The organism is Cytobacillus massiliigabonensis, assembly GCF_900199725.1.
Lineage (GTDB): Bacteria > Bacillota > Bacilli > Bacillales > Cytobacillaceae > Cytobacillus > Cytobacillus massiliigabonensis.
In genome coordinates this window covers 495,029-521,255 of sequence record NZ_LT904902.1, presented here as the reverse complement: position 1 = coordinate 521,255, position 26,227 = coordinate 495,029, and the positions used below count along the sequence as shown (strand labels likewise).

General features: G+C 37.0%; 29 protein-coding genes and 1 tRNA gene. 21 read left to right on the top strand and 9 right to left on the bottom strand.

Annotated elements, in window-relative coordinates:
- Nucleotides 1–2 precede the first annotated feature (2 nt).
- Nucleotides 3–590 (bottom strand): CYTH domain-containing protein, encoded by a 588-nt coding sequence (locus C1726_RS02995; protein ID WP_102271805.1) that lies wholly within the window; start codon nt 588–590, stop codon nt 3–5.
- Nucleotides 591–713: 123 nt separating this feature from the next.
- Between C1726_RS02995 and C1726_RS02990 the strand changes: the two genes are divergently transcribed.
- From C1726_RS02990 to C1726_RS02975, 4 genes are all read left to right on the top strand, one after another.
- The gene (locus C1726_RS02990; RefSeq protein WP_102271804.1) at nt 714–1,085 is read left to right on the top strand and encodes a UPF0738 family protein; all 372 of its coding nucleotides are present in this window, start codon (nt 714–716) and stop codon (nt 1,083–1,085) included.
- Between the two features lie 81 nt (nt 1,086–1,166).
- Entirely contained in the window at nt 1,167–1,799 is a 633-nt protein-coding gene (locus tag C1726_RS02985; RefSeq protein WP_053475269.1) for a GTP pyrophosphokinase, read from the top strand.
- Between the two features lie 47 nt (nt 1,800–1,846).
- On the top strand, nt 1,847–2,641 hold the full coding sequence (locus tag C1726_RS02980; RefSeq protein ID WP_102271803.1) for an NAD kinase: 795 nt from the start codon (nt 1,847–1,849) through the stop codon (nt 2,639–2,641).
- 63 nt (nt 2,642–2,704) lie between these two features.
- A complete protein-coding gene (locus C1726_RS02975; RefSeq protein WP_102271802.1) occupies nt 2,705–3,589 on the top strand; it encodes an RluA family pseudouridine synthase in 885 nt (294 codons plus the stop codon).
- A gap of 199 nt (nt 3,590–3,788) precedes the next feature.
- On the opposite strand, the gene prpE is transcribed toward C1726_RS02975, so the two are convergent.
- Nucleotides 3,789–4,526 carry a bis(5'-nucleosyl)-tetraphosphatase PrpE gene (gene prpE / locus C1726_RS02970; protein WP_102271801.1) on the bottom strand — a complete coding sequence of 246 codons (738 nt, stop codon included), beginning with the start codon at nt 4,524–4,526 and terminating at the stop codon, nt 3,789–3,791.
- 266 nt (nt 4,527–4,792) lie between these two features.
- On the opposite strand from prpE, the gene mgtE reads away from it, so the two are divergent.
- The 4 genes from mgtE (at nt 4,793) to C1726_RS02950 (ending at nt 9,677) form a co-directional block, all read left to right on the top strand.
- The gene (mgtE, locus tag C1726_RS02965) at nt 4,793–6,133 is read left to right on the top strand and encodes a magnesium transporter (protein WP_407642010.1); all 1,341 of its coding nucleotides are present in this window, start codon (nt 4,793–4,795) and stop codon (nt 6,131–6,133) included.
- Nucleotides 6,134–6,198: 65 nt separating this feature from the next.
- Nucleotides 6,199–8,061 carry a monovalent cation:proton antiporter family protein gene (locus C1726_RS02960; protein WP_102271799.1) on the top strand — a complete coding sequence of 621 codons (1,863 nt, stop codon included), beginning with the start codon at nt 6,199–6,201 and terminating at the stop codon, nt 8,059–8,061.
- Between the two features lie 144 nt (nt 8,062–8,205).
- Entirely contained in the window at nt 8,206–8,976 is a 771-nt protein-coding gene (gene fabI, locus C1726_RS02955) for an enoyl-ACP reductase FabI (protein WP_102271798.1), read from the top strand.
- Nucleotides 8,977–9,104: 128 nt separating this feature from the next.
- Complete coding sequence (locus C1726_RS02950) at nt 9,105–9,677, top strand: CotO family spore coat protein (RefSeq protein ID WP_180968082.1); 573 nt, start codon at nt 9,105–9,107, stop codon at nt 9,675–9,677.
- A gap of 55 nt (nt 9,678–9,732) precedes the next feature.
- On the opposite strand, the gene C1726_RS02945 is transcribed toward C1726_RS02950, so the two are convergent.
- The gene (locus C1726_RS02945) at nt 9,733–10,233 is read right to left on the bottom strand and encodes a CotY/CotZ family spore coat protein (RefSeq protein WP_102271796.1); all 501 of its coding nucleotides are present in this window, start codon (nt 10,231–10,233) and stop codon (nt 9,733–9,735) included.
- 140 nt (nt 10,234–10,373) lie between these two features.
- Between C1726_RS02945 and C1726_RS02940 the strand changes: the two genes are divergently transcribed.
- The 7 genes from C1726_RS02940 (at nt 10,374) to C1726_RS02910 (ending at nt 14,079) form a co-directional block, all read left to right on the top strand.
- On the top strand, nt 10,374–10,730 hold the full coding sequence (locus C1726_RS02940; protein WP_102271795.1) for a DUF1360 domain-containing protein: 357 nt from the start codon (nt 10,374–10,376) through the stop codon (nt 10,728–10,730).
- A gap of 405 nt (nt 10,731–11,135) precedes the next feature.
- Entirely contained in the window at nt 11,136–11,606 is a 471-nt protein-coding gene (locus C1726_RS02935) for a YhcN/YlaJ family sporulation lipoprotein (RefSeq protein ID WP_102271794.1), read from the top strand.
- 15 nt (nt 11,607–11,621) lie between these two features.
- Complete coding sequence (gene spoVAC, locus C1726_RS02930; protein WP_102271793.1) at nt 11,622–12,101, top strand: stage V sporulation protein AC; 480 nt, start codon at nt 11,622–11,624, stop codon at nt 12,099–12,101.
- Entirely contained in the window at nt 12,101–13,114 is a 1,014-nt protein-coding gene (gene spoVAD, locus C1726_RS02925) for a stage V sporulation protein AD (protein WP_102271792.1), read from the top strand. Before spoVAC ends, spoVAD begins: the two co-directional genes overlap by 1 nt.
- A 15-nt stretch (nt 13,115–13,129) precedes the next feature.
- Nucleotides 13,130–13,486, top strand: a complete 357-nt coding sequence (spoVAE, locus tag C1726_RS02920; protein ID WP_102271791.1) for a stage V sporulation protein AE — start codon at nt 13,130–13,132, stop codon at nt 13,484–13,486.
- A gap of 88 nt (nt 13,487–13,574) precedes the next feature.
- Nucleotides 13,575–13,712 (top strand): YjcZ family sporulation protein, encoded by a 138-nt coding sequence (locus C1726_RS02915; RefSeq protein WP_102271790.1) that lies wholly within the window; start codon nt 13,575–13,577, stop codon nt 13,710–13,712.
- Between the two features lie 112 nt (nt 13,713–13,824).
- On the top strand, nt 13,825–14,079 hold the full coding sequence (locus C1726_RS02910; protein ID WP_102271789.1) for a stage VI sporulation protein F: 255 nt from the start codon (nt 13,825–13,827) through the stop codon (nt 14,077–14,079).
- A 37-nt stretch (nt 14,080–14,116) separates the two neighbouring features.
- On the opposite strand, the gene C1726_RS02905 is transcribed toward C1726_RS02910, so the two are convergent.
- Nucleotides 14,117–16,423 (bottom strand): UvrD-helicase domain-containing protein, encoded by a 2,307-nt coding sequence (locus C1726_RS02905; protein ID WP_102271788.1) that lies wholly within the window; start codon nt 16,421–16,423, stop codon nt 14,117–14,119.
- 132 nt (nt 16,424–16,555) lie between these two features.
- On the opposite strand from C1726_RS02905, the gene C1726_RS02900 reads away from it, so the two are divergent.
- Nucleotides 16,556–16,843 (top strand): hypothetical protein, encoded by a 288-nt coding sequence (locus C1726_RS02900; RefSeq protein ID WP_102271787.1) that lies wholly within the window; start codon nt 16,556–16,558, stop codon nt 16,841–16,843.
- A 47-nt stretch (nt 16,844–16,890) separates the two neighbouring features.
- On the opposite strand, the gene C1726_RS02895 is transcribed toward C1726_RS02900, so the two are convergent.
- From C1726_RS02895 to C1726_RS02885, 3 genes are all read right to left on the bottom strand, one after another.
- Complete coding sequence (locus C1726_RS02895) at nt 16,891–17,313, bottom strand: GNAT family N-acetyltransferase (RefSeq protein WP_102271786.1); 423 nt, start codon at nt 17,311–17,313, stop codon at nt 16,891–16,893.
- 6 nt (nt 17,314–17,319) lie between these two features.
- Nucleotides 17,320–17,832 (bottom strand): YjcG family protein, encoded by a 513-nt coding sequence (locus C1726_RS02890; RefSeq protein WP_102271785.1) that lies wholly within the window; start codon nt 17,830–17,832, stop codon nt 17,320–17,322.
- Nucleotides 17,833–18,071: 239 nt separating this feature from the next.
- Nucleotides 18,072–18,797, bottom strand: a complete 726-nt coding sequence (locus tag C1726_RS02885) for an alpha/beta hydrolase (protein WP_102271784.1) — start codon at nt 18,795–18,797, stop codon at nt 18,072–18,074.
- Nucleotides 18,798–19,194: 397 nt separating this feature from the next.
- Here C1726_RS02885 and C1726_RS02880 point away from each other — a divergent pair, with 397 nt between their 5' ends.
- From C1726_RS02880 to C1726_RS02865, 4 genes are all read left to right on the top strand, one after another.
- Nucleotides 19,195–20,202 carry a TAXI family TRAP transporter solute-binding subunit gene (locus C1726_RS02880; RefSeq protein WP_102271783.1) on the top strand — a complete coding sequence of 336 codons (1,008 nt, stop codon included), beginning with the start codon at nt 19,195–19,197 and terminating at the stop codon, nt 20,200–20,202.
- Between the two features lie 123 nt (nt 20,203–20,325).
- The gene (locus C1726_RS02875; RefSeq protein ID WP_102271782.1) at nt 20,326–20,856 is read left to right on the top strand and encodes a DUF1850 domain-containing protein; all 531 of its coding nucleotides are present in this window, start codon (nt 20,326–20,328) and stop codon (nt 20,854–20,856) included.
- The gene (locus C1726_RS02870; protein ID WP_102271781.1) at nt 20,846–22,804 is read left to right on the top strand and encodes a TRAP transporter permease; all 1,959 of its coding nucleotides are present in this window, start codon (nt 20,846–20,848) and stop codon (nt 22,802–22,804) included. The genes C1726_RS02875 and C1726_RS02870 overlap by 11 nt, the downstream gene beginning before the upstream one ends.
- Before the next feature lie 147 nt (nt 22,805–22,951).
- Nucleotides 22,952–23,023: transfer RNA gene (locus C1726_RS02865), tRNA-Val, on the top strand.
- A 125-nt stretch (nt 23,024–23,148) separates the two neighbouring features.
- Here the strand turns inward: C1726_RS02865 and C1726_RS02860 are convergent.
- Entirely contained in the window at nt 23,149–23,910 is a 762-nt protein-coding gene (locus tag C1726_RS02860; protein WP_102271780.1) for a glucose 1-dehydrogenase, read from the bottom strand.
- 177 nt (nt 23,911–24,087) lie between these two features.
- Nucleotides 24,088–25,434: a branched-chain amino acid transport system II carrier protein gene (gene brnQ / locus C1726_RS02855; RefSeq protein WP_102271779.1), complete on the bottom strand. Its 1,347-nt coding sequence runs from the start codon at nt 25,432–25,434 to the stop codon at nt 24,088–24,090.
- 323 nt (nt 25,435–25,757) lie between these two features.
- Between brnQ and C1726_RS02850 the strand changes: the two genes are divergently transcribed.
- On the top strand, nt 25,758–26,213 hold the full coding sequence (locus C1726_RS02850) for a GNAT family N-acetyltransferase (protein ID WP_102271778.1): 456 nt from the start codon (nt 25,758–25,760) through the stop codon (nt 26,211–26,213).
- The last annotated feature ends 14 nt before the right edge of the window (nt 26,214–26,227 follow it).

Here is a 26,227-nt window from a genome sequence, read left to right as displayed (position 1 = left end):
TTTCAATCGTTGTTCTGCATATACTTTACGTTATAAAAACGTTTAATTTTGTTTTCTGTTTTTCGCATAGGGATTTTTAATTGTTCAAGCAAGGCAGAGAACTTCTTCTGACCGTCTATTCTGTTGCTTACTTCATATTCTAACTCAAAATCTTCTTTATTTAAATAGAAACTATTGTCTATTACAACTAGACCCCCTTCATATTCCACTTCAGCTCTTTTTGTAGTTAATGAACCAAAATATTGAATCCTGTCTGAATCAATATTCATCTCTTCAATTAGCCTTTTAATGGTCTCATTCTCAATTTTTCCAGTTTTGACCATAAGCTCAGCAGTTATTGGCTCAAGTATTTCATTTGTTTCTAAGAGAGCATCCTGGTATGGCTGTTTTAATGTAAGTTCATAATTCCCCTCTTTTTTTCGGATACGGAGGGCTGATGCTCGTTCTTTTAAAGCAAAATCAGGTGTATCAAAATAATGATTTTCCTGTGTGAAAAAGTCAGTTTCATTCAATCTAAAATGGGAGACAAGTTTTTCAAATTCTTGTCTCGTAAGTAAGTTTTTAAATTCTATTTCAATATTTTGAAACAAAAAACATTCATCCTTTCAATCAGTCATCATCTTATTATCGCTTTCTTCTCTTTTATCAGCAATTTTTTTTAGATTATTTCTCGCTGTGTGATAGAATAATAAAAGAGTTTGGAGGTAGAAAAAATGAAAAAGAAAATTAAGATTGTGAATGCTGAATGGAATAAAAATGAGGAATTGGTATTGCAAGTTGAAGAAGGGGTTTCGATTTTGGAAATGAAGCCGGTGGGGCAAATGCTTGTTGATTCTGATCATTTCTCTTTTATTTATGTTGTTGATATGCACGATGACTATACATACATCTCCATCCCTGAGTCAACATGGCCTGAGCTTAAGAAGGCGCACGATCAGCGTATAACTGTATACATAAGTGACCAAAAAGAACATTTGCTATTAAAAGATTTTCACGAGGAATTAAGCTACTTAATCGAGAATATAAAAGGGAACAGCAATTACGGTGAAGAAATGGTTGAAAAGGTAGAAGCGCTTCTTTTATAAAATTTTTAGATCATCCACCCAAGTCTGATTATTCAGGCTATCTTACATAAATATAAAAGGATAAGGTGGTGTGTTTTACATATGAAGAATTGGGATCAATTTTTAAGTCCATACAAGCAAGCAGTTGAAGAATTGAAGGTAAAGCTTAAAGGAATGAGAAAACAGTATGAACAAGCATCTTCTCATTCGCCGATTGAATTCGTTACTGGCAGGGTGAAACCAATCGCTAGTATTTTAGATAAGGCAAATCAAAAAGGAATTCCTTTGGATAAGCTGGAAACAGAAATGCAGGATATTGCAGGCTTGCGAATGATGTGTCAGTTTGTTGATGATATTAAGCGGGTCGTTGAACTGCTGAGAAATAGAAATGATTTTGAGATTGTCGAAGAAAGAGATTATATATCCCATAAAAAGGTGAGCGGCTATCGGTCTTATCATGTGGTAATACGTTATCCAGTTCAGACGATTCATGGGGAAAAGAAGATTCTAGCTGAAATTCAAATTCGGACACTAGCAATGAATTTCTGGGCAACCATCGAGCATTCCTTAAATTACAAATATAAAGGGCAGTTCCCAGAGGATATTAAAATGAGACTGCAGCGTGCAGCGGAGGCGGCTTTCAGGCTTGATGAGGAAATGTCTCTAATTCGAGGCGAAATTCAAGATGCTCAGGCTTTTTTTACAAAGAAAAAAGAGCAGCAGGAAAATACATAATTTTAGAAAGGTCACCCGCATATCTAATTAAGAGGAGCATGATACGAATGAAATTTGCTATTACGTCAAAAGGTGATACAAAATCGAATACGCTCATGCATAAAATGAAAACGTATTTATTAGATTTTGATCTGATATATGATGAAGAGCAGCCAGATATCGTAATCTCAGTAGGCGGGGATGGCACACTGCTTTATGCATTCCACCGCTATACCGGACGTCTTGACAAAACCGCATTTGTAGGAGTACATACAGGACATTTAGGATTTTATGCGGATTGGGTTCCAGAGGAAATTGAAAAACTTGTGATTGCTATCGCCAAGACGCCTTTTCAGGTGATTGAATATCCATTGGTTGAGGTAATTATCCGCTATCAGAATGGAGGCAGGGAAACACGTTTCCTTGGATTGAATGAAGCCACGGTAAAAGCTGTTGATGCGACGCTCGTAATGGATGTTGACATTCGAGGTCAGCACTTTGAACGGTTTAGAGGGGATGGATTGTGTATTTCAACACCTTCAGGGAGTACTGCCTATAATAAGGCATTGGGCGGTGCAATTCTTCATCCTTCCATATCGGCAATTCAGCTGGCTGAAATGGCCTCAATTAATAATAAGGTTTTCCGGACTGTCGGATCCCCGCTCGTCCTTCCGGCGCATCATACATGTACGTTGAAACCAGTGAATGCACCAGACTTTTTAATTGCTGTCGACCATTTAACGATGCTTCATAAAGATGTGAAGTCCATCCAATTTCGAGTGGCAGATGAGCAAATACGCTTCGCCCGCTTCCGTCCATTCCCGTTCTGGAAAAGAGTCCATGACTCCTTTGTAGCGGACTAAAAGAAAAGCGGAGCGGCTTGCTCAGGGGCGACAAGCATAAGACGAGCAGTTAAGAGGTATGTTATGACTAGATTTCAATTACAGTGGCAAGTAACTGAACCCGATGCCAATAAAAACATTAAGGATTTTTTAAAAGAAAAGAAAATTTCAAAAGCTGCTTTAACTGATATAAAGTTTAAAGGCGGTTATATAACAGTAAATGGATCGGAACAAACAGTCAGATATTCGCTCAAGCAGGATGATTGTCTCACTATCGGCTTTCCGGAAGAATTCCCCAGTGAAGGAATGAAAGGTGAGAGGATTCCGTTACAAATCTTATATGAGGATGATTTTTTACTCGTTGTGAATAAACCATCAGGTATGAGTACGATTCCCTCAAGAGAACATCCTGCTGGAAGCTTAGCCAACGCTTTAATTGGGCATTACGAACAAAAAGATTTAAAGGCAACAGCCCATATCGTTACCAGACTTGATCGTGATACATCTGGAATTGTGCTCATTGCAAAACACCGGCATGTCCATCATTTATTAAGTGAGCAGCAAAAGGCTAAAGGTGTAAAAAGGGTATATGAAGCATTTGCAGAAGGGGCTTTAAGGAATCATAGTGGAGTAATTGAACAGCCAATTGCACGTAAGAAGGACAGTATTATTGAAAGAGAAGTCAATCTGAATGGACAATATGCTCGTACACGTTATGAAGTAATTAACTTTTACCAGTCATATACCCATCTAAAATTGCAATTAGATACAGGGCGAACACATCAAATACGTGTACATCTATCATATTTAGGTCATCCTTTATTAGGGGATGATTTATATGGTGGAACCGCGGGCTTAATGAATAGACAAGCACTTCATTGCTGTGAGCTAAGCTTTTATCACCCGTTTTTGGAAGAACATTTATCCTTTCAGCAGGAGCTGCCTGAGGATATGAAGCAATTAATTTGAAAAAGCCGGAGGTTCCGGCTTTTTTTGTGTTGCATGTAACAACAGTTTTAGGAAGAGTCCTAATGATTAAAAAGCAGATTGAGCGACCAGGTAAAATATCTTAGATCCTAAAAAAAGAAAAACCAGACATGTAATTATTATTAGACCCAAAATCGAAAAACCATTACGAAAGCTCGCTTACAATATTACAAAAAAGCAGTTAAATTTTTCGAAATTTCTCTTCTATAAACGGCATCATTGATGGCACTGAAACGATTTCCATTTCGGGGTATTTTAGAGCCGTTAATTTGTTGCCAAAGACCGCACCTGTATCAATATTGTATGTATTGTTAATGGTGCGAACTTCTTTAACTGGCGTATGTCCATAAACGATGACTGCATCGCCTTTATATTCCTTTGCCCAGTCACGCCTTACAGGAGAGCCGTCAGGATGCTTTTCACCAGTTATATCCCCATACAAAACAAAGGTTTTGACTTTATTTGAATGCTTCCCAATTAAATCTTCGCGGATGCCTGCGTGGGCAATGACAAGCTTCCCGTAATCAAGGATCAAATGTAATGGAGCATTTTCATAAAGTTGAATAAATTTTTCGCGAATCAACTTTTTTTCTATTTGATCGAGCGCTTCATATTCAGCAACGGTCGTTTCAAGACCATGTGTGTGCTGCACTTTGTTGCCTAAAAAAAATCGATAAAGCTTATTGCAATGATTTCCTGGAACATAGTATCCTAACCCTTTATTGACAAGAACCGAGACCGTTTCTGCAACCTGCAGCGAATTTGGTCCACGATCGGTTAAATCACCGACAAAGGCTAATTTCCTTCCATTTACATGGATTGGAATCCCTTCAGTATCCCAAACATATCCAAGCTTCTTTGTGAGCTCCTGAAATTCTTGAAAGCACCCATGTATATCTCCGATAATATCTAATTCCATCGCATCTGCCTACCTCCCTTGATCATTCTTATGTAGTCCATTTTATCATTTCATAACTGGATTTGTTCTATCCAAACGTCACACAAGACCCGAATTCGCCGATGATTTAAATGCCTATTTCAGGGGAAAGTAAATAAAAAATAAGGAATTTAATTAATAGTAAGCGACAAAAAAGTGAAGATTTGCTAGTATTATGAGGTATTGAAGACGAAAGAAAGGAGGGAATGCAGATGGAAGAAGTAAAGGAAGAGCATGCGGTCCATCATATGAATAAGGAGTTATTAGTCGATTCTTTAAAAAATGAAGATATTGAAGGATTTCGTGCAGAGTTTTTGGAATTGCATCCTTATGACCAGGCTTCATTTTTTAAGGAATTGGAAGAGGAGCATCGTGAGAAAATATATCATTACCTCTCTCCAGAGGAAATGGCGACATTATTTGAAAACTTAGAAATAGATGATGATGAATATAAAGATGTCCTCGCAGAAATGAATCCAAATTACGCTGCAGACATGATTTCAAAGATGTATGTCGATGATGCAGTTGATGTTTTAAATGAGCTTGAAAAGGACCAGGTAGTCAGTTACTTAACCATTATGGATGAGGAAGCAGCACAGGAAATTAAAGATCTTCTTCATTACGAAGAGTATACAGCTGGAAGTATCATGACAACTGATTTTGTTTCGATATCAGCCAATCAAACGGTTCGGTCAGCTATGTATATTTTAAAAAATGAGGCTCCAAAAGCGGAAACGATATACTATATCTATGTATTAGATGAGCAAAAACGATTATTAGGGGTTATTTCTTTAAGAGATTTAATTGTTAATGATGATGACACAATGATTGCTGATATAACAAATGACCGGATTGTTTCAGTTTCGGTTGGAGATGATCAGGAAGAAGTTGCCCGAAAAATAAAAGATTATAATTTTTTAGCCTTGCCTGTTGTTGATTTCCAAAACCATTTATTGGGGATCATTACGGTTGATGATGTAATGGATGTCATGGAAGAAGAAGCATCTGATGACTACTCCAAGCTTGCTGCTGTATCTGATATGGATACGATCGACCGGAATCCTCTATCAGCGGCTCGAAAACGGCTGCCTTGGCTAATTATCTTGTTGTTTCTCGGAATGATGACAGCAAGCTTAATTGGGCGATTTGAGGAAACCTTAAATAAAGTGGCTATATTAGCTGTTTTTATCCCGTTGATTGCTGGTATGGCAGGTAATACTGGAACACAGGCCCTTGCAGTCGCTGTCCGGGGGATTGCGACCGGAGATTTAGAAAAAGAAAATAAATGGAAGCTGATAGTAAGGGAAGCAGGTACCGGGCTGATAACTGGTGCGATTTGCGGTATCCTTGTATCGATTATCATTTTTATATGGAAAGGGAATATTTTTCTTGGCATACTGGTTGGTATTTCTATTTTATGTACATTAATTGTAGCTACCTTAGCTGGCGCTCTAATTCCATTGATCATGCATAAGTTTAAGATTGATCCTGCTGTTGCCTCAGGTCCATTCATAACAACCATAAATGATTTAATCAGCATATTAATTTATTTTGGCATGGCTACATTATTCATGAGTTATCTAATTTAGGTTTTAAATATAGGGTGCCTGGAACCCTTCAGAGGGAAAACTTTTTATTGGAAAGGGGAAATTCGATGGAAGAACATGGCGCATCGGTTGCATCCTTAGTAATTGTAATAGTAGTTGCTTTTTTAACTCCCATACTTCTGCACCGGCTGAAGATGAATTTTCTGCCTGTTGTTGTAGCAGAAATTTTAATGGGCTTAGTTATTGGGAAAAGCGGATTTAATCTTGTTCATCCTGATATGTGGCTTGAAACATTATCTACGCTTGGATTTATATTTCTCATGTTTCTCAGTGGGTTAGAAATAGATTTTACTGCATTTACGGGGAAAAAAAAGAGAGAAAAGCTGCCGAGCGGAAAATTAGAACCGAATGCTTTTCTAGTATCAACCATTATATTTACAGGTATTTTTGCTGTTTCATTAGGATTATCCTATCTATTCGTCCTGATGGGCTTTATCGATAATGTATTCTTAATGACCTTAATTATTTCAACGATTTCATTAGGTGTTGTCGTTCCGACATTAAAGGAAGCACATCTGATGAAAACAACAATTGGTCAGATTATCTTATTAATAGCAGTCATTGCTGATCTGGCAACGATGATCTTACTGGCGGTATTTGTTTCTTTATATGATGGCGGTAGTGGGAATACATGGTTATTACTAATTCTCTTTGCAGCAGGAGTATTATTGTATTTTATAGGAAGAAAATTCAAAAATCGCAAATTTGTTGAGGCGATGGCAACTGGCACTGTGCAAATTGGAACAAGGGCTGTATTTGCACTCATTATTTTTCTCGTTGCCCTCTCAGAAACTGTAGGGGCAGAAAATATCCTTGGAGCGTTTCTTGCGGGTGTTCTTGTATCCTTATTGGCACCCAACCAAGAGCTCGTTCATAAGCTGGATTCATTTGGTTATGGATTTTTAATTCCGATATTCTTCGTGATGGTTGGAGTGGATTTAAATATATGGTCCTTATTAAGTGATAAGAAAATGCTGATGCTAATTCCATTATTGCTTATTGGACTGCTAGTATCAAAAATTCTTCCAGTCTATTTATTAAAACGGTGGTATGACAAAAATACAGTCGTTGCTTCTGCATTTTTATTAACGTCTACCTTATCGTTAGTTATTGCAGCTGCAACGATTGGTGAAAGGATTGGAGTTATTACCTCTGAAATGAGCGGAACATTAATCCTTGTAGCCGTCATTACGAGTATTTTCACACCAATTGTTTTTAAGAAGCTATTCCCTAAGGAGAATAGTATTGAGAAGAAATTGAAAGTGGCATTTATTGGGGCAAATCAGTTAACCCTGCCAGTCTATAGTGAACTGAAATCTGGTCTATATGAACCAATTTTGTATCATAAAAAATTAGAAAAAGCAGATAAGGGTATCTCGGATTCCTTATTTGATATCATCGAATTGGAGGATTATTCCCTTCAAACACTCGAGCAAACAGAGGCGATTCATTCTGATATTGTAGTTATTTCTACTGGGGAAGAAGAGGCAAATGCGACTCTTGCTATTGCTTTTAAAGAATATGGGGTTGAACGTGTTATTTGCCGTCTCGAAAGTCCTGACCTTCAGGAAAGCTTATGGGAACATGATATTGAAGTATTTTCAGTATTAATGTCGCAAAAAACATTGTTAAGAGCCTTAATTGAATCACCAAGTGTGATGAACATTTTAACAAATCAGGAAACCGCACTTTATGAAATTAAACTGTTAAATAACCAGTTTGAAGGGATGTCTCTAAGAGCATTTCCGTTCACTGGGGATGTTATTTTCGTACGGATATTCCGGGGGCATGACTCCATTGTTCCGCATGGGGATACTGAACTTCAATTAAATGACCGATTAATTGTTACAGGAACGAAGGAATATGTTGATGAGCTCAAACGTGAGCTGGAGTTTTGTGAGCGGTGTTAATGTTAATAGGAGCTAGTCTGTCAGATAAACAGCAGACTAGCTTTTTTACAGCCTTTTTTCAGTAAGATTCCTTTTCTTTTTATTAAATGTATAGTAAAATTAGCACTAGGTACTAATAACTTGTAATAATTCAGGAGGTTTAACATGACATTTTCATTAAATGGAAAAACATTTGTTGTTATGGGTGTTGCTAATAAACGCAGTATTGCTTGGGGAATTGCTAGATCTCTTCATACAGCTGGAGCTCGCTTGATTTTCACATATGCAGGTGAAAGAATGGAAAAAGGCGTTCGTGAGTTAGCGGAATCACTAGGGGATGGGCAATCTTTAGTCCTTCCTTGTGATGTAACAGTCGATGAAGAAATTGCAAAATGTTTTGGGGAAATTAAAGAGAAGGCTGGTACAATCCATGGAGTGGCACATTGTATCGCATTTGCAAATAAAGAAGAACTTCAAGGCGATTACATGAATACAACAAGAGATGGCTTTTTGCTTGCACATAATATTAGCTCTTATTCATTAACTGCTGTTGCGAAAGAAGCGAAAAAGCTGATGACTGAAGGCGGTAGTATCGTGACGTTAACGTATCTTGGCGGTGAGCGTGCGATCAAAAACTATAATGTCATGGGTGTTGCGAAAGCGTCTCTTGATGCAAGTGTGAAATATTTAGCAGCAGACTTAGGAAAAGATGGAATCAGAGTGAATTCAATTTCTGCTGGACCTATCCGTACATTATCTGCAAAAGGCGTAAGTGATTTCAATTCAATCTTGAAAGAAATTGAAGAGCGTTCACCACTTCGCAGAACAACTACCCCTGAAGAAGTTGGCGATACAGCTGTATTCTTGTTTAGTGAATTATCGCGAGGAATTACAGGAGAAAATATTCACGTTGATTCTGGTTTCCATATCGTCTAAATATAATAAGGCAATAATACGACCTGCTCACATCATAGTGAAGCAGGTTTTTTTCATTCCATAAGCAACGTCATCAGCCATTTTGCATACATATAGGGTGAACACATATGTCGTGGAGGTGGATAATAATGACAAAAAGGAAAGAGAAGGAACCATTGTTTTACATTCAACAGCCTACCTTTCAATTTCCTTCCATAAAAATGCAGGAAACATACTCCAGCAAAAGAGCTGAATTACTAAAAAGGGCTCAAATGAACGAAACGATAGAGACGAACACAAAACAAGAAACAGAGGAAGAAAAGTTATCTGGAACGTCTCAAAAAGAAGCTCATGAAGAATTAAACAAAACTGACTTATTCCAACAGGAAAAGCTCCAGGATACTCTGGAAGAATTTGAAACAGATCGGAGAAAACAAGAGGAGAATACAGCTTTTCCATTTCGTACAGAACGAAAGCATTCATTTCAAAGAGTAAAAAGCTTTAAAGAAATGAGTATTATGGAGAGGCTGCAATATTTAATGGAGTTTCCAAAACAGCTGCCTCCAGTTCCATGTTTATTTATTGCAAATGGAAATACGATTAAGGGATTTCTAAACAATCAATTAAATGAGTTTGTTGAAATAAAACTGCTCAATGGGGAGACTATGAAGATTTCGTTAAAAGAGTTAGAGGACATTAAAATGATCGGTTTACGAAGATGATGCAGTAAAAAAAAGCCAGTCGAGTATTTACGACTGGCTGCATTTTGATTGGAATTTAATCTTCGCAAATGCCAAGAAAAACGTCATCGATACATTGAACTGCGCAGAAGCAGCTTAGATCCACTGTTACACAGCTGTCTGTCGCTCTAAAATAGTCGACTTGACAGACCTTTTCAAGATCAATGCAGCAATTTTTTGTTAGGTCAACAGTCTTATCTGGTCCATTTATTCTGTTGACTGGTTCAAGCACACGAAGTACTGCACAGCAATTATCAAAGATATCTTCTACTCTGAAGAAGATGGAAACACATGCACATTCATTTCCAGTGAAGAATGCATGAAACGGTGATCCGTCAGCAGTTTTTAAAACAAAAACCCGAGTGTCTGGATGTCTATGTTTCTTATTTCCAGGTGAGATATGCCCTAACGGCTCTAAAAAACAGTTGGAAGGACATTCACATACATCTTCTGCATTATCTTGAATATCTTTTATTGCACGAACTACTTCGCACACACAGCTGTTGCCTTTAAAGTCGCCTTTTTTTCCACAACCCATTTTAGTTCCTCCTTGTTTGATTCTTGTGATACTACACTAATAACATATTGCCGAACTACCCAATGGGTAACGGACAAACGCCTTGTTTTATGAAAAAATAGGCGTTTTTTCGAAATAAAAAAGTGCTGGAGGAATGGATTATGTCTATTTCATTTATGGAATTACTTATATTAGCATTGGCTAGCTTTCGCCTTACAAGGCTGCTCGTCTATGATAAAATAACCGAATTTATTAGAAGGCCATTTTTTGAAGAATTAGAAGAGACAAATAAGGACGGAGAAATTGAAATATATTTGGTTCCTAAAAAAGGGAGGATCCGCGGATTCTTTGGTAATCTGCTCAGCTGTTACTGGTGTACAGGTGTGTGGGTATCCATCTTTTTATGTTTATTGTATATATTCAATACGCCTCTTGCTTTGCCAATTCTTCTTGTTTTAGCTGTTGCTGGCTTAGCAGCATTGATTGAAACAGCCGTACAGAAATGGATGGAAAATTAGGTCTGCTACCTAATAATACTAGTTTCCATAGGCATCTGTGTTATACAAGAAAAATCAATCTTCATACATTAATATAAATTCATAATTAATCTAGATAGACCGCAGCAAATAAATTGATAAATAATAATAAGGGGAGGCAAAAGTTTTGTTAAATAAATATGTTCAACCAGACAAAATTAAGCCAAAGCCAGTAAAAAAGACGAAAAAAGAGTGTGGATGCGGAAAAAAGAAAATGGGCTAAAAAACAGCGTGCATGAAACTGCACCTCAATTGTTAGGAAACACTAACAATTGGGGTGCAGTTTTTTTATGAATTGGAAATAAGAGCCTATGGGAATTCATTCATAATTTCACATTTTTTTGTGGACAATAATCATAAATGAATTCTGAATAGGAAGGGTTAATTATGAGAATAACATCTGTGTATATCGTGCTTTTTATCGTGCTTGGATTAGCTGGCTGCAGTCAAAATGAATCAAAAGACAGCGAACTGGCCCTAATCAAAAAGACGGATCCTAATCCCGTTTTAATTGATGAAAATACAAAAGGCAAATTAGATTTAGTTGCAGACATTAAAGAGGAAATCGCATCGTATAAGGATATTTATGATGTCGCTGTTGTCAAAGGAAAAGAGGATACACTTGTCGTCTACAAAGTAAAGCATCTAAAGCGTTTCCATATGAAGAAAATTGAAAAGGAAATAAAGGAGATACTTGATAAGAAATTTCCTGATGAAAATTTTACTGTATCAAGTGATTATAAAATTTTTCTAGAAGCGGTTAAGTTAAATGAAAACATGCAAAAACGAAATTTTTCCGAGAAGAAAGCAAAAAAAAGATTAGAGGAAATTATTAAATTGAAAAAGGAAATGGCATAGAAGGGAGAATTGGCAATGGCAGATAAAAAAAAGAAAAATATGACTCCTGCTCAGCAAAAATATCAAGGTCTTCAGCAAAAGCATGAATTAAAAAGACCAATCTTAAAAAATTGCCTGCGGGCGTTTTGGGTCGGCGGATTAATTTGTACAATTGGCCAAGCAGTTACATACTTCTATATCTATTTCTTTAACTTTACAGAACAAACAGCTGGGAACCCAACAGTGGCGACAATGGTGTTTTTCTCTATGCTCCTGACTGGGTTTGGCGTGTATGATCATCTCGGACAATATGCAGGAGCAGGAAGTGCTGTACCGGTTACAGGCTTTGGAAATGCCGTCATTTCAGCTGCCATTGAGCATCGGACAGAAGGGTTTGTGCTTGGTGTGGGAGGGAATATGTTTAAACTTGCTGGTTCCGTTATTCTATTTGGTGTTTTTTCAGCATTTGTCGTTGCACTTGTTAAAACAATTTTAATCCAATGGGGGGTTTTATAATGCTGAAAGGGAAACAATCCTGGATCTTTAAAAATCGCCCAATGATCACAGCAACGGGAGTTTCTGGCGGTCCATTTGAAGCGAATGGGAAGCTTGCCAGTGATTTTGATATTCTCCATGATGATTTATGGATGGGGCAGGATTCTTATGAAAAAGCTCACCGTGTTTTAATTGAGGAAGCTAGTCAAATAGCGCTTCAAAGAGCAAACTTGCAAGAAGAAGATATCCATTTCTTTATTGCAGGAGACTTAATTAATCAAATTACGCCGTCAAGTATGAGTGCACGAACAAATCAAATCCCATATTTCGGTATATTCGGTGCCTGTTCAACATCAATGGAAGGACTTGCTTTAGGTTCGTTTATGATTAATTATCAAGGTGCTAAACATATTTTAACTGGTGCTTCAAGCCATAATGCGGCTGTTGAAAAACAATTCAGATATCCAACTGAATATGGCGGGCAAAAGCCGCCGACAGCACAATGGACCATAACTGGTGCAGGTATGGCAATATTATCAGAAAATGATGGGGCAAAAAAATTGCCTGTTACAACAACAGCGACAATTGGAAAAGTTGTAGATATGGGTTTGACTGATCCGTTTAATATGGGGGGCGCCATGGCTCCAGCGGCTGCTGATACGATAACGGCTCATTTTAAGGATTTGCAGATCGATCCTTCTTATTATGATCTTATTGTTACTGGGGATTTAGGAGAAATTGGGCAAAATACTACCTATGAATTATTAACAAATGCCGGTTTGAAAATTGAAAGGGATAGATTTCAGGATTGTGGACTGCTGATTTATCAAGAAGATCAGCCTGTCAATGCGGGAGGAAGCGGTGCAGGATGTTCAGCAACTGTTCTTTATGGTCATTTACTAAATCAAATGAGGCAGGGGATATATAAAAAAATACTTGTTGTTGCAACAGGTGCACTTCTATCCCCATTAACTTTTCAGCAAAACGAAACCATCCCTTGCATCGCACATGCGGTTTCAATTGAGATGGAATAAGAAGGAGAGAGATTCATGATTGCAATGTTCTTTTGGGCATTCGTTGTCGGCGGGCTTTTTTGTGTTATTGGTCAATTATTATTTGATGTGGCAAAGCTAACTCCAGGGCATACTTTAAGTTTACTTGTTGTGATTGGTGCAGTTTTAGATGGAGTTGGATTATATGAGCCGCTGATTGATTTTGCAGGTGCTGGGGCAACGATTCCAATAACAAGTTTTGGTAACTCTCTTGTTCATGGAGCGATGTCTGAAGCAGAAAAGCATGGGCTAGTTGGCGTCTTATCTGGAATGTTTGAAGTGACAAGCTCAGGTATATCGGCTGCGATTGTTTTCGGATTTATTGGGGCACTCATCTTTAAGCCAAAGGGATAAAGTATATGATATTTAGGGGCTTGCCTATACACCTTTTCGTTATTTTACATATGTTGTAAAGAATTGAAAAAGTGAGGTGATAGGTAATATGGGCTTTGGCTTTGGAGGATGCGGAGGCTACGGCGGTTACGGCTACGGCGGCGGTGGTTACGCAGGATCTACATTTGTGCTTGTTGTTGTATTGTTTATTCTACTAATTATAGTTGGTGCGAGCTTCTATAATTAATAGGACGTAAAAGAACTGGCATCTGAATGCATTAATCGAAAGTTGCCTCTCACATTTTTCACGCTCCTTCATACTATATAAAGTAGCTTACGAAAAGGGGCGTGATCTTTACATGGATAATAACTTCTTTAAAAACCTGGAAAAGAAAACAGGCGTCAATATGAATGATGTATTTGAATTAGCCAATTCACTGCAAAGTGCTAATTTTAAGGATGAAAAAACGGTAAGAGGCGTAATTAGAAGAGTTTCACAAATTGCCAATAAACCAGTTTCTAAAGAAACAGAAGATAAAATTGTAAAATCAATTGTAACTGAGGGTAAGCAGCTTGATTTCAGTACAATTTCAAAAATGATTAATAAAAAGTAACTGTAAGGACCTGGAGAAAATACCAGGTCCATTTTTATTATATACCTTTTGTTGTTTTTTCACGTATTAAAGGTGCCAGGAATCTAGATGGATAGGCTTTCCTTCCACGGCTTTTTTCTGGAACTGAAATGTACAGGTGAGCCATTGCTCGTGTGATGGCAACATACATCAGACGGCGTTCTTCCTCAATCGGGGCAAAATCTCCATTTCTATAAGCTTCTAAGGCATGGTCATGCGGCAGGCTGCCATCAACAGCACCGACAATATAAATGACTTTATATTCCAGCCCTTTTGCACGATGTATCGTACTTAATGTAATTGCGTTTTGATTTTTCTTGCTTAACTGTTTAATTTCCTTGTTCATGGCTCTCATATGCTCTGTATGTTCTAAAAAATCTCGAAGGCCTGTAAAGCTTTTCGCTGCTACCTTCAAATCTTTAACGTCATCAGAGCCCTTTTCTATTTTATTTCCTTCATTGCCGCGTTTTTTGACGAAATCTTGAAAGCCAAGTTCTTTCTCGATTTTCTCAATCGCTTGAACAGGGGCAAGATGTGCAATTGAACGAATAACAGGGATCACTTTTTTTAATTTACTTTCTTGAAAAGCAAAGCCTGTTTTTACATGTTTTAAACATTCAAGAAGAGTGCAATCATTTAAAATGCTTTCAGCCATCAAATCTTTAATAACTGTTTGCTTCATAAATAGAGCCGGAAGAATATTTTTCATTGCTCCTTTATCATCTTCATTTAATGCCAATTGCAAAAAGGAAAGCATGCTTCTCACAATAAAACGGTCATAGAAGGATTCTGCATCCTGATCAATTCGGAAAGGGAGGCTGGAGTTGGCAAGCCGTTCAAATACCGCACGGCTGCCAGTGTTTGTCCGAAACAAGACAGCAAAATCTTTTGGTTCAAAGCCTTCCTCAATTTTCTCCTGAATATCAGTTACTATGGATGTTGCTTCTTCTTCCTCATCAAAGGGATAGAACAAATAAGGTGCATTCTCTCCAGTATATTGAGCTTTCATTTTTTTTGACCGTCTTTTCTTATTTTGTACAATCACTTGATTAGCTGTGGAAACAATTTCGTGAGTGGACCGATAATTTTGTTTTAAAGCAACAACTTCTGCCCCAGGAAAATCTTTTTCAAAATCTAGCAGGTATTCGGGGTCACTGCCTCGAAATGCATAGATAGATTGATCATCATCTCCTACAGCACAAACATTTTTTGACTTAGCCGATAACATCTTTATCAGCTCATACTGAACCTTGTTAATATCTTGAAACTCATCAATTAAGAAGTACTGAAAACGATTTTGATAGTTTTCGAGAATAGCAGGGTTGTGTGAAAAAAGGTCATAACACCCGATCAGCATATCATCGAAATCGAATAAACCTTCTTCTTCCTTTGCTTGTTCATACTTCTTATACAGATTAGCAACACTTTCGTCCCAGGATGATACTGGTCTAACCTTTTCAGGAGATACAAGCGTATTCTTCCAAAAGCCAATTTGCTGAAGAGCAAGGTCATAAGCAAATTCCTTTTCATCTAAATTTAATTCTCTTCCAGCTTGCTTAATCATTTGCTCACGCTGCCAGCCTTTGCTTAATAATTTATTAAAGGACCACTTCTCTGGAGCGTGAAAGGATAGGATCCGATAAAAAAGACTATGAAAAGTCCCGGAAACGATTTGCCGGATTTGCATGTTCTCCATATTTGGATAACTGGAAAGCCTATCTTTCATTTCTGCAGCAGCCTTTGCTGTAAAAGTAACGAGCATAATGGATTTTGGATCAATATTTTTTTCTTGAATCATGAAAGCTGTCCGCGTTGTTAAAACCCTTGTTTTTCCACTTCCAGCACCAGCTAGAACGAGAAGAGGGCCTTCTGTACGGGACACAGCATCAGCTTGCTCGCTATCAAGAATGACCCCGGATCTAGCTAATGTATCTAAATATTGGAAGGAGTAATTGTACTTACTCATACTTTCTGGGATAAAGGGAGGAATCTTTTTCACAGGCTGAGCTTTTTTAATGATATTTTCTGGCTCTAGAGTGGATACAATGGTGCGGGATACAGGAATTCTAAATCCATTCCGCTCCTCGTACTCTACTCTTTCTTGGGGCATAGCAGGAGAATCATCTACATCTTCGCACGAATAATTAAGGTGATGAATATGATAGAAATGAGGCTCCTGATTAATGCCTATATAAAATCGAACTTTTTCTTTGCAAACCGGGCATTGCAAGTGTCCCTTTTTTCCCTCATCATACAGGGACTGAAACATGCCTCTGCTTACTCTATTAATATTTATTAAATTATTATTTAACATGGCTGTTTTCATTTTATTTCCTCTTTTTCAACCGTTTTAGCTCAATAAAGACAATCCTTATCATAACAAAATTAAAGTCATTCGTAAAAGGGAACATAAAATCAACGATTGATTCGTATGTCTATATAATGGGAGGGATATTTAATGGGTTACATCGCACCTGTTACAAACTATCAATATAGTCAGTATGCTGAGAGAGTAATTAGTAAAGGATATGATCCTTATCGTTTTGTACCTATCAATAGAATAAAACCCTCAACAAATCCTCGAGAAAATGATCACCCGACATTAAATGAAGAGATTTTTCCTATAAAAAGGTCAAAAATGGTTCCTGATCAGATTCCTTCAAAAAGTTTGCTCATGAAAGAACGAATAGAAAAACTGCAAAGTCAGCTTACTGGAAAGGGTATTTTTTATAATGAGTCTGTTTAAAATACTTTCTTAAATGAAAAAACTTCTGTCCATTGGACAGAAGTTTTTTAAATTTGTTTACTCATTGTACGATGTGGAATTCCGGCATCTAAAAATTCTTCAGAGATAATTTCATAGCCAAGTTTGCTATAAAAGGGAATGGCATGAGTTTGTGCATTTAGCTTCAATTTATTAAAGCCCTCCCTTTTCCCGTATTCCTCTATTTTATCCATGATAGCTTTTCCTGATCCTGTTTTACGATGATTTTCCAAAACGCAAATTCTTTCTACCTTTCCAATTCCATCCACTGACCGAAATCTGCCAGCACCGATTGGAAGGTCTTGATCATATAGAAGAAAATGTACTGCCTCATCTTCATATTGATCGATTTCTTCTTCTACCGGTACATGCTGTTCTTCAACAAAGACCTTTTTCCGAATAGAAAATGCCTCTTGCAATTGATTGTCATTTGATACTATTTTTACTTCCACAATTCATTATTCCTTTCCAAGCCGAAATGTTTCATAAACTGTCCATGAGCCATTTTCAAGCTGATACAACAGGTGGAAACGATCGACAGTTTCTTCATAATTAAATTGGTTCATTCGTAATGAGCCGTAAACATCTGAATGCTCATCATTGGATAATTGCTGCCCAATTGTAATATGAGGGACAAAGGCATACTCAGGCATATCCGCAGTTATTTTCTCATTGATTACTTTTTGCAGTTCTTCTAGCTCCTCTGATGCCTCAATTTTAAAATAAATAACATTATTCACAGGTTTGAAGGAACTAAACTTAGTGGTTTTAATTTGAAAAGGCTCAAAACGATTAGAAATCTCATCTAAAATGACGGTTAACTGCTCAATTTGATCCTCGGAAGCGTGAAAACTTGGTTTGAGAGTTAAATGAGGAGGAATTAAAGAATAATTTGGGTCATACCGCTTACGGAATGAATTGGCTTGGTCTTGCAATTTTTTTGAGGGGAATATAACAATACCTACTTTCATAACATAACCTCCTGAATAGATTAATAAACTTCATATGATTGGGCACCAAAAACCAATAAGAAAAGATTGTATATGCCTATTATAACAAATTTTCCAAATATAAAGTATGCAGAATGCATAATTTTCAAGAAAGTGTGACCGGATCATCTTAAAAAGTATAGAAAAAAAGCGAAGCACGCCTATATGCGAGGCTCCGCTCTATCTTAAAAATCTCATACTATACTGGCTTAACTACTATTTTAAGAAAACATTTTCATTAATGCACGTTTTAAATCAGGCTGCCAGTATGTCCATGTATGGTCACCGTCAAATTCATCGTAGAAGTATGGAAAGCCTTTTTCAGTAAACAGTTTAGAAAGCTCTCTATTTGGTGTAAGGAAATCTTTTTCTTCTTTTTTTGTCGTTTGAACAGCTGTTTCTTTCTTCCCAATGACATGATAAATACTAGTTAAATGCGGCTGAGTTACTTCTTTAACCGCATTCACGACGTTCTCATCAACCATTGGTGATTGAAGCATCACTTTTCCAAATGTATGCGGGTATTCTAATGCAGCCATTAATGACACAGTTGCTGCAAGGGAATCACCAATTAATGCACGGCCCATTCCCATTTGATACGTAGGGAATTCCTGATCTAAATATGGCACAAGCTCATGAGCTAAGAAGCGTATAAATGCTTTGTTCTGTTCCCCGTTAGGGTGATATTTTTTCCAGCGGTCCTCCACATCTTTGTAAGGGATGCCCACAATAATGATATTTTCAATTTCTCTATTTTTTAATAATTCATCAGCTGTACGGGCAATTCTTCCCAGTTGAAAATAATCCTTGCCATCTGGAGCAATTAAAATTGAGTACTTATATAAAGGAGTGAAAGTAGCTGGCAAGTAAACAAGCAGCTCAACATCTTCCCCTAACTCTTTACTTGAAATTGTTAGATCTCTGATTGATCCTTTAGAATTTTCCATTGATGATTCCTCCATTTGATGATATGTAAAGCTTTTGCATGATATTTTAACATAATATAAGTGGAAATGCTTTTTTTAGATTCTAAAAATGAGTGATTTTTGTATTTAACGACCAGAAAGAAACAAGTCTGTTATAATATGGATATATTTTAAGAAAACATGCTTGGAAAATTAATAATTTTTAACTGAGGTACGAGAAAAATAAAAAAATTATTACTGCAAGTTTTTTGCATATTCATTGCATAGCAAGAGCGGAAAAAGGTGAGAAAAACCAGATAATACACAATATTCTGTTATACAGATTAATTGGTGAATTGAGTATTTATTGACAATTAAGATAATTTTTATGTTAATATATAGACTGAGAATCTGTAAAACTATCAAAGGGGGCAAAAGTATGAAAAAGAAAAGTTTTCTTCTCACAGCAGTTTTACTGTTAGCACTATCCATGTTTCTAGCCGCATGTGGGGGTTCTGAGGAAACATCTGGTGAAAAGGGCACAGGAGATGGTGAAAAAAAAGGTTCAGATAAGCCAAAGTTTATGAGTATTGTTACAGGTGGTACAGGTGGTACATATTATCCACTCGGAGGAGCATTTGCAGAAATTATTTCTGATGCAACTGGCATTCAGACAAATGCTGAAGTATCTGGTGCTTCTGCAGAGAACATGAACACTTTAAAAGACGGAAATGCAGAAATTGCTTTCTCTCAAACAGATATTGCTTCTTATGCTAAAGAAGGAAAACTAATGTTTGAAGGAGCAGCAGTAGACAATGTAAGTGCAATTGGGACATTGTATCCTGAAACAATCCAAATTGTTACAACAGCAAAATCTGGCATTAAAACTGTGGAGGATTTAAAAGGCAAAAAGGTTTCGGTCGGAGCTCCTGGTTCTGGAACAAACCCAAATGCTGAACAAATTCTTGAAGTTCATGGGATGACTTTTGATGATATTAATAAGCAGGATCTTTCTTTCGATGAATCAACAGCTGGAATTCAAGATGGTACGATTGATGCTGCTTTCGTAACAGCTGGAACACCAACAGGTGCTGTTGAAGGATTATCAGCAACAGAAGATATCGTTATTATTCCTATTGCACAGGATAAAATCGATGCGTTAATCGAAAAATATCCTTACTACATTAAAGATGAAGTTCCTGCAGGCACTTATAAATTAAAAGATGCTGTGTCAACTGTTGCTGTCCAAGCGATGCTAGTTGTATCAAACGACCTTTCTGAAGATGTAGTTTATGATGTGACGAAGGCTATCTTTGAAAACCTAGATAAAGTTACTCATGCAAAAGGGAAACTGATCAAAGCAGAAAATGCTGTGAAAGGTGTTGGAATTGAGATTCACCCTGGAGCTCAGAAATATTATGATGAAAAAGGCATTAAAGCTGAGTAGTCTAGCAAAATCTAACGAATAAAGACTTGACCGGCTGTAAAACCTCAGGAGGTTCTTACACCGGTCAAGTTCTCTTTCATAGATTTATTTTGTGTCATACGTAATTTATTAGGTGGGGTTTACATGATAGACAGAAAGCCGGGCAGACATATAAAAATCCTGCTCTCCCTCATCTTTATATCCATCGCACTATGGTTTTTCATTCCTATTAAGCAAGCATTGGTGTTTGAATATCAAAATACTGGGAAAGTGCTTGCCTACATCCCAATTTCTAAGGAAAAGAATTTTAAAATTAAATACACACATTCTATTCATCTTTCGGATGTGGTTGAGAGCTATACTGTAACGAAAGAAAAAAAGATAAAACAGTATGAGCTTATGTATGAGGATTTTGCGATTGGAATGCCAGAAAACGCTTCCGATGGAGAAATATTTGAACAGAAGGACGGAAAATATTATATCAAAAATATGAATCGCACTTTTCCCTTATTTGACCTTAGAATTGGCAAAGTAAGGGCCAATCATCGGGTTATATATAAAAAGATGGAATACCCGCTTGCGAATTATATTGAGGTAGGAACTTGGGTGCGAATAAAAATTGATAATATAAGTCTTTTTCAGCAATTGAAAGGAGTGAACATCCTTGAGCAATAATGTGGAATCGTTATCATTAGAAGAACAGCAGAAGCTTCTGGAAAAATACGACCCGGAAGCAGGAACAAGGAAATTAAAAGGAATTATCGGATGGATTGTCTTTATTGGCTTATTGTCCTTCTCATTGTTCCATCTTTACACAGGTGTTTTTGGAATGCTGACTGCTCAGCTGCAGCGCTCAATCCATTTAGGATTTGCATTAGCCCTTATATTCTTATTATTCCCAGCACGGAAAAAAGACAGGGGGCGAAAACATAAAGTTGCCTGGTATGATATGATCCTTGCCATACTTGGTGTTGCTGTCGGTGCATATTGGCCATTATTCATTGATGAGATCGTTATGAGAGCTGGCCGTTTGACAGAAATTGACTTTTATGTTGGCTTGCTGGCAGTTCTATTAGTACTTGAAGCAACACGACGGGCGGTTGGTCTTCCGATTACAATTATTGCCATTATATTTTTGCTTTATGGAATTTTTGGTCCATATATGCCGAGCTTCTTAGCACATCGAGGGCTGGATTTAGATAGACTGATTCAAACGATGTTTTTCACAACAGAAGGAATTCTAGGTACGCCATTAGGGGTGTCGGCAACCTATATCTTCCTGTTTTTATTGTTTGGTTCATTCCTGGTGAAAACGGGTGTTGGACAATATTTTAATGATTTAGCTGTTTCAATTGCAGGGAAGAGGATAGGCGGACCAGCAAAGGTTGCTATATTCTCTAGTGCGTTGCAGGGGACGATTAGCGGAAGCTCTGTTGCGAATGTAGTTACATCAGGGTCATTTACAATCCCGATGATGAAGAAACTTGGATATAAGAAGGAATTTGCTGGTGCAGTTGAAGCTACTGCTTCCACAGGAGGACAAATCATGCCGCCTGTAATGGGTGCAGCAGCATTCTTAATGGTTGAGTTCATTGGCGGAGGCATCACGTATTGGGAAATCGCAAAAGCTGCAGCAATCCCGGCACTTCTTTATTTTACTGGTGTATGGATAATGACTCATTTTGAAGCGAAGCGTCTAGGACTTAGGGGATTAAAAGACGAAGAAATGCCAAATCGTAAAGAAGTATTGAAGAAAATATATCTTCTCCTACCAATTTTGGCTGTAATTGTCTTGTTGATGAGCGGGATGAGTGTTATCCGTGCAGCTTTATGGTCTATTGTTATAACCGTACTAGTCAGTGCTATACGCAAAGAAACACGTATTAGTATAAAAGATTTCATCGATGCACTAGTTGATGGTGCACGTACAGCATTAGGTGTTGCAGCTGCAACAGCAGCTGCAGGGATTATCGTTGGTGTAGTTGTAAAGACAGGTCTTGGGTTGAAGATGGCAAATGGTCTTCTCGAACTTGCTGGCGGACTTCTTATTCCAACCTTAATGCTAACAATGGTAGCGGCAATCATTCTCGGAATGGGTTCGCCTACAACGGCTAATTATGTTATTACTTCAACAATTGCAGCACCTGCAATTATTTTACTCGGTGTACCTGATTTATCAGCTCACTTATTCGTATTCTACTTTGGTATTATTGCGGACATTACGCCACCAGTTGCACTTGCTGCCTTTGCTGCCGCAGGGGTATCTGGCGGGGATCCAATCAAAACGGGAGTAACTGCCACAAAGCTGGCAATTGGCGCATTTATTATCCCGTATATGTTTGTTCTCTCGCCTGAACTATTAATGATTGATACAACTTGGTATTACTTAATATGGGTAGTTTTCACTGCGCTAACGGGTATGATGGCAATTGGTGCAGGTGTTATCGGCTACTGGCTGCGCAAACTAAATTGGATGGAGAGAATCTTAGGTATAATTGGGGGATTATTGTTAATCTATCCAGAAGGTATTTCGGATATCATTGGATTAGTTATATTTGTTCTCTTGATCGTTCTGCAATACGTCTTTAAACGAGATGATACTGTGAAACCACAAGCAGCTTAATGTAAAAATAGGAAGTTCCATAAATGGAGCTTCCTATTTTTATAGCTTTCGTTTAATTGGGGATAAGTGTAAATGAAGTGAAAATAAATCTAATATAATATTGACTTTTTCTTATATTTCCATATAATTAAGTATGTATTTAATTTAGATCTGATAGTTCAGCGGGAGAACACTACCTTGACAGGGTAGGGGTCGGGGGTTCAAATCCCTCTCAGATCATTTTTAATTAAAAAAGGCTGAAATTCTTTTTATTTCAAGAATTTCAGCTTTTTTTTGTATTAATATAGGGAATTTGTAGAAAATCCCTAGATTCCTATAAACAATACTACAGTATAAAAATTTGGTTAATATGCACTCCAGCCAAAATCAGCTGCAATGGTAACACCGTTGATATATGCTGATTCCTCAGAGGCTAAGAATAGAGCAATATTAGCGATATCCTGTGTTGTACCTGCTTTTGTCATTAAACCGACCCCACGGGTAGCAACACCCATCCCAAATTCATCAATATGTGACATATTCGTTGTTAATGGTGTAGGAACATGGGCAGGTCCAATCGCATTACATCGTATGTTTTGTGGACCGTACTGAGAAGCAATATTTTTTGTCATGCCAACAACGGCATGCTTGGATGCAGTATAGGCCAGCCCGCCACGTCCACCTGTTAGTCCTGAAATGGAAGCCATATTAATAATATTTCCATTTCCTTTTTCTTGGAAGATTGGCAGAACCTTACGTACCCCGCGCATAACACTTGTCACATTAATATTCATGACTCGTTCCCAAACGTCATCTGTTACATTTCCAGCTGATTGCATATGGTCAGAGATGCCAGCATTATTTACCAAGATGTCTATAGTACCAAAGGCTTTTATCGCTTTATCGACCATATTGTTTATATCTTCTTCATTCGTCACATTTACTTTTACTCCAATGGCTTCTATACCTAAATCCTTTAACTCTGAAACGGTTTGATTTAATCCCTCTTCATTAAAATCGGCAATGACTAGCTTTGCCCCTTCTTTCCCATAAGTTAATGCAATTTGTTTCCCGATTCCTGAACCACTGCCTGTAATAATCGCAACTTTATTTAGTAGACGACTCAATGAAATCTCCCCTTTGATACTTTTTTGATAGTATTACTATCAAAAAAGTATCAAAGGGGACGATGTTTTGTCAAATTTCATAGCTTATAATTGGGATAAGAGGATATTTTTGATAAATAAAAAGCCACTACTTATTAATGAAACTTTTTTAATAAGTAGTGGCTGCTTTTAATGATATTAAATTAATTGTTCTTTCTCTTGTTTCTTACTTCCTGGATTAAATAAGCCAAGAACAATACCCAAAATTACCCCTATAAATGCTGGTAATAGCCAGCCTAATCCAACTTCATATAAAGGCAGGATAGAGGAGAATAATTGATCAACTGATTTTATAACAAATCCAGCTGCTTTTAATCCGTCAAATACACTTACGATAAATGTGAATAGCATACTTATTTGATAAACTAACTTATTGCCGTTAAATGAATTGTGGAAAAAAGTTAATAACAATAATACGATTGCTAAAGGATAAATCGCTGTTAATACTGGTGATGAAATCGAAATCAGGTGACTTAATCCGAAATTTGCTACAGCCGTACTAAAGATAGCAAAAATGATAACAAAATTACGATAAGAAATTTTAGGCAAAATTTTATTAAAATAGGAAGCACAAGAGCTGATCAGACCGACACTAGTAGTCATACAAGCTGCAGTAATGAGAACGCCAAGTATAACGCCGCCAAACGAACCAAAGTAGAGATTGGCTACACCAGCTAAAACCGAGCCGCCATTATCTAAAATTCCTAATTCCGAAACACTGCTTGCTCCCATAAATGCTAAAGAACCATAAAAGAAAACTAAAAGAACGGCAGCAATAATACCAGCCTTCATGGTAGATGCTAGAATCACTTTACCTGATTTTACACCTTTAGAGTGAAGGGAATTGATTATTATGATCCCAAATACGAAAGCTGCTAAAACATCCATTGTTAAATATCCTTCTGAAAAACCGCTGAAGAATGAACTTTCTGTATATTCACCAATAGGATTTTGAAGATCACCAAGTGGTTTAAAAATAGCTACAATAACTAAAATAGACAAAAAGGTTATTTTAATAGGTGTTAAATATTTCCCTAAGATATCAACAATTTTTGAAGAATTAAGTGAAAGTAATGTTGCAATTGCAAAGAAAATGATTGAGAAAATAAGTAGGCCGATTGTATCCCAAGATTCTGGGATTAATGGACGAATACCAATTTCAAACGATACCGTTCCTGCTCTTGGAATGGCAAATAATGGTCCGATTGCTAAGTATAAAATAATAGAGAATATTAACCCGAACATTGGATGAACTCTAGTTGCTAGCGATTGAACATCACTTTCCCCAGAGTAACCTAGAGCAATAACAGTTAATATTGGTAAACCTACACCAGTAATAATAAATCCACCCATGGCTACCCAGATATTTACTCCAGCTTCCTGGCCCATCATAATTGGAAATATTAAATTACCCGCTCCAAAAAATAATGCAAATAGCATTAACCCTAAAACAATAATATAAGAAGTTGAGATCTTCTGATTCAAAACTACTACCCCTTTCTAGTAACTCCCCTTAACGAAACCGATTATTCTGAAAATTATTATTTGAGAATACTTTCTTTGAATTAAGACACCTCTCGGACCCTATTGATATATCACTTAAATAAAATAACATATCAAGATAATGAACACAATATACTATTTCAATATAATATATTTTAACTATTCTAAACGATTATTTGCGGGAAATACTTCTTTAAGTTCGTGTGATTTATTAATTTAGGAAAGTATAAAAGGGTGCGAGAATATCTTTGTTATGAGAAAATACTATAATAATAAGTGATTGTTAGGATGGAGATGTGGATACAATGGAAATTCGAAGATTGTATAATCATGAAAAGCTGCCTATGAGTTTACTATTATTAGCAGATCCCTCTCAAAAACTAATAGAGGAGTATGTCAATCGTGGGGAATGCTTTATATTAGAAAAAAACAAAGAGATCATTGGTGTATATGTATTACTCCAAACTAGACCTGAAACTGTTGAATTAATAAACCTTGCTGTATCTGAGAGTGAACAAGGAAAAGGCATAGGCAAAAAGTTAATACTTGATGCCATACATCGGTCAAAGGAAAAAGGGTACAAGACGATGGAAATTGGAACCGGAAATTCAAGTGTAGGTCAATTGGCTCTATATCAAAAATGCGGATTTAGAATTACCGGTGTTGATATGGATTTTTTTACAAGACATTATGTGGAGCATATTTTTGAAAACGGAATTTGGTGCAGGGATATGATCCGTTTGTCTCAAGACTTGCGTTGATACCTGTAGATAAA

Excerpts from the sequence above, each read along its gene's own strand:
- C1726_RS02990 (WP_102271804.1), top strand. The coding sequence starts at position 714 with ATGAAAAAGAAAATTAAGATTGTGAATGCTGAATGGAATAAAAATGAG.
- C1726_RS02985 (WP_053475269.1), top strand. The coding sequence starts at position 1,167 with ATGAAGAATTGGGATCAATTTTTAAGTCCATACAAGCAAGCAGTTGAA.
- C1726_RS02980 (WP_102271803.1), top strand. The coding sequence starts at position 1,847 with ATGAAATTTGCTATTACGTCAAAAGGTGATACAAAATCGAATACGCTC.
- C1726_RS02975 (WP_102271802.1), top strand. The coding sequence starts at position 2,705 with ATGACTAGATTTCAATTACAGTGGCAAGTAACTGAACCCGATGCCAAT.
- prpE (WP_102271801.1), bottom strand. The coding sequence starts at position 4,526 with ATGGAATTAGATATTATCGGAGATATACATGGGTGCTTTCAAGAATTT.
- mgtE (WP_407642010.1), top strand. The coding sequence starts at position 4,793 with ATGAATAAGGAGTTATTAGTCGATTCTTTAAAAAATGAAGATATTGAA.
- C1726_RS02960 (WP_102271799.1), top strand. The coding sequence starts at position 6,199 with ATGGAAGAACATGGCGCATCGGTTGCATCCTTAGTAATTGTAATAGTA.
- fabI (WP_102271798.1), top strand. The coding sequence starts at position 8,206 with ATGACATTTTCATTAAATGGAAAAACATTTGTTGTTATGGGTGTTGCT.
- C1726_RS02950 (WP_180968082.1), top strand. The coding sequence starts at position 9,105 with ATGACAAAAAGGAAAGAGAAGGAACCATTGTTTTACATTCAACAGCCT.
- C1726_RS02945 (WP_102271796.1), bottom strand. The coding sequence starts at position 10,233 with ATGGGTTGTGGAAAAAAAGGCGACTTTAAAGGCAACAGCTGTGTGTGC.
- C1726_RS02940 (WP_102271795.1), top strand. The coding sequence starts at position 10,374 with ATGTCTATTTCATTTATGGAATTACTTATATTAGCATTGGCTAGCTTT.
- C1726_RS02935 (WP_102271794.1), top strand. The coding sequence starts at position 11,136 with ATGAGAATAACATCTGTGTATATCGTGCTTTTTATCGTGCTTGGATTA.
- spoVAC (WP_102271793.1), top strand. The coding sequence starts at position 11,622 with ATGGCAGATAAAAAAAAGAAAAATATGACTCCTGCTCAGCAAAAATAT.
- spoVAD (WP_102271792.1), top strand. The coding sequence starts at position 12,101 with ATGCTGAAAGGGAAACAATCCTGGATCTTTAAAAATCGCCCAATGATC.
- spoVAE (WP_102271791.1), top strand. The coding sequence starts at position 13,130 with ATGATTGCAATGTTCTTTTGGGCATTCGTTGTCGGCGGGCTTTTTTGT.
- C1726_RS02915 (WP_102271790.1), top strand. The coding sequence starts at position 13,575 with ATGGGCTTTGGCTTTGGAGGATGCGGAGGCTACGGCGGTTACGGCTAC.
- C1726_RS02910 (WP_102271789.1), top strand. The coding sequence starts at position 13,825 with ATGGATAATAACTTCTTTAAAAACCTGGAAAAGAAAACAGGCGTCAAT.
- C1726_RS02905 (WP_102271788.1), bottom strand. The coding sequence starts at position 16,423 with ATGAAAACAGCCATGTTAAATAATAATTTAATAAATATTAATAGAGTA.
- C1726_RS02900 (WP_102271787.1), top strand. The coding sequence starts at position 16,556 with ATGGGTTACATCGCACCTGTTACAAACTATCAATATAGTCAGTATGCT.
- C1726_RS02890 (WP_102271785.1), bottom strand. The coding sequence starts at position 17,832 with ATGAAAGTAGGTATTGTTATATTCCCCTCAAAAAAATTGCAAGACCAA.
- C1726_RS02885 (WP_102271784.1), bottom strand. The coding sequence starts at position 18,797 with ATGGAAAATTCTAAAGGATCAATCAGAGATCTAACAATTTCAAGTAAA.
- C1726_RS02880 (WP_102271783.1), top strand. The coding sequence starts at position 19,195 with ATGAAAAAGAAAAGTTTTCTTCTCACAGCAGTTTTACTGTTAGCACTA.
- C1726_RS02875 (WP_102271782.1), top strand. The coding sequence starts at position 20,326 with ATGATAGACAGAAAGCCGGGCAGACATATAAAAATCCTGCTCTCCCTC.
- C1726_RS02850 (WP_102271778.1), top strand. The coding sequence starts at position 25,758 with ATGGAAATTCGAAGATTGTATAATCATGAAAAGCTGCCTATGAGTTTA.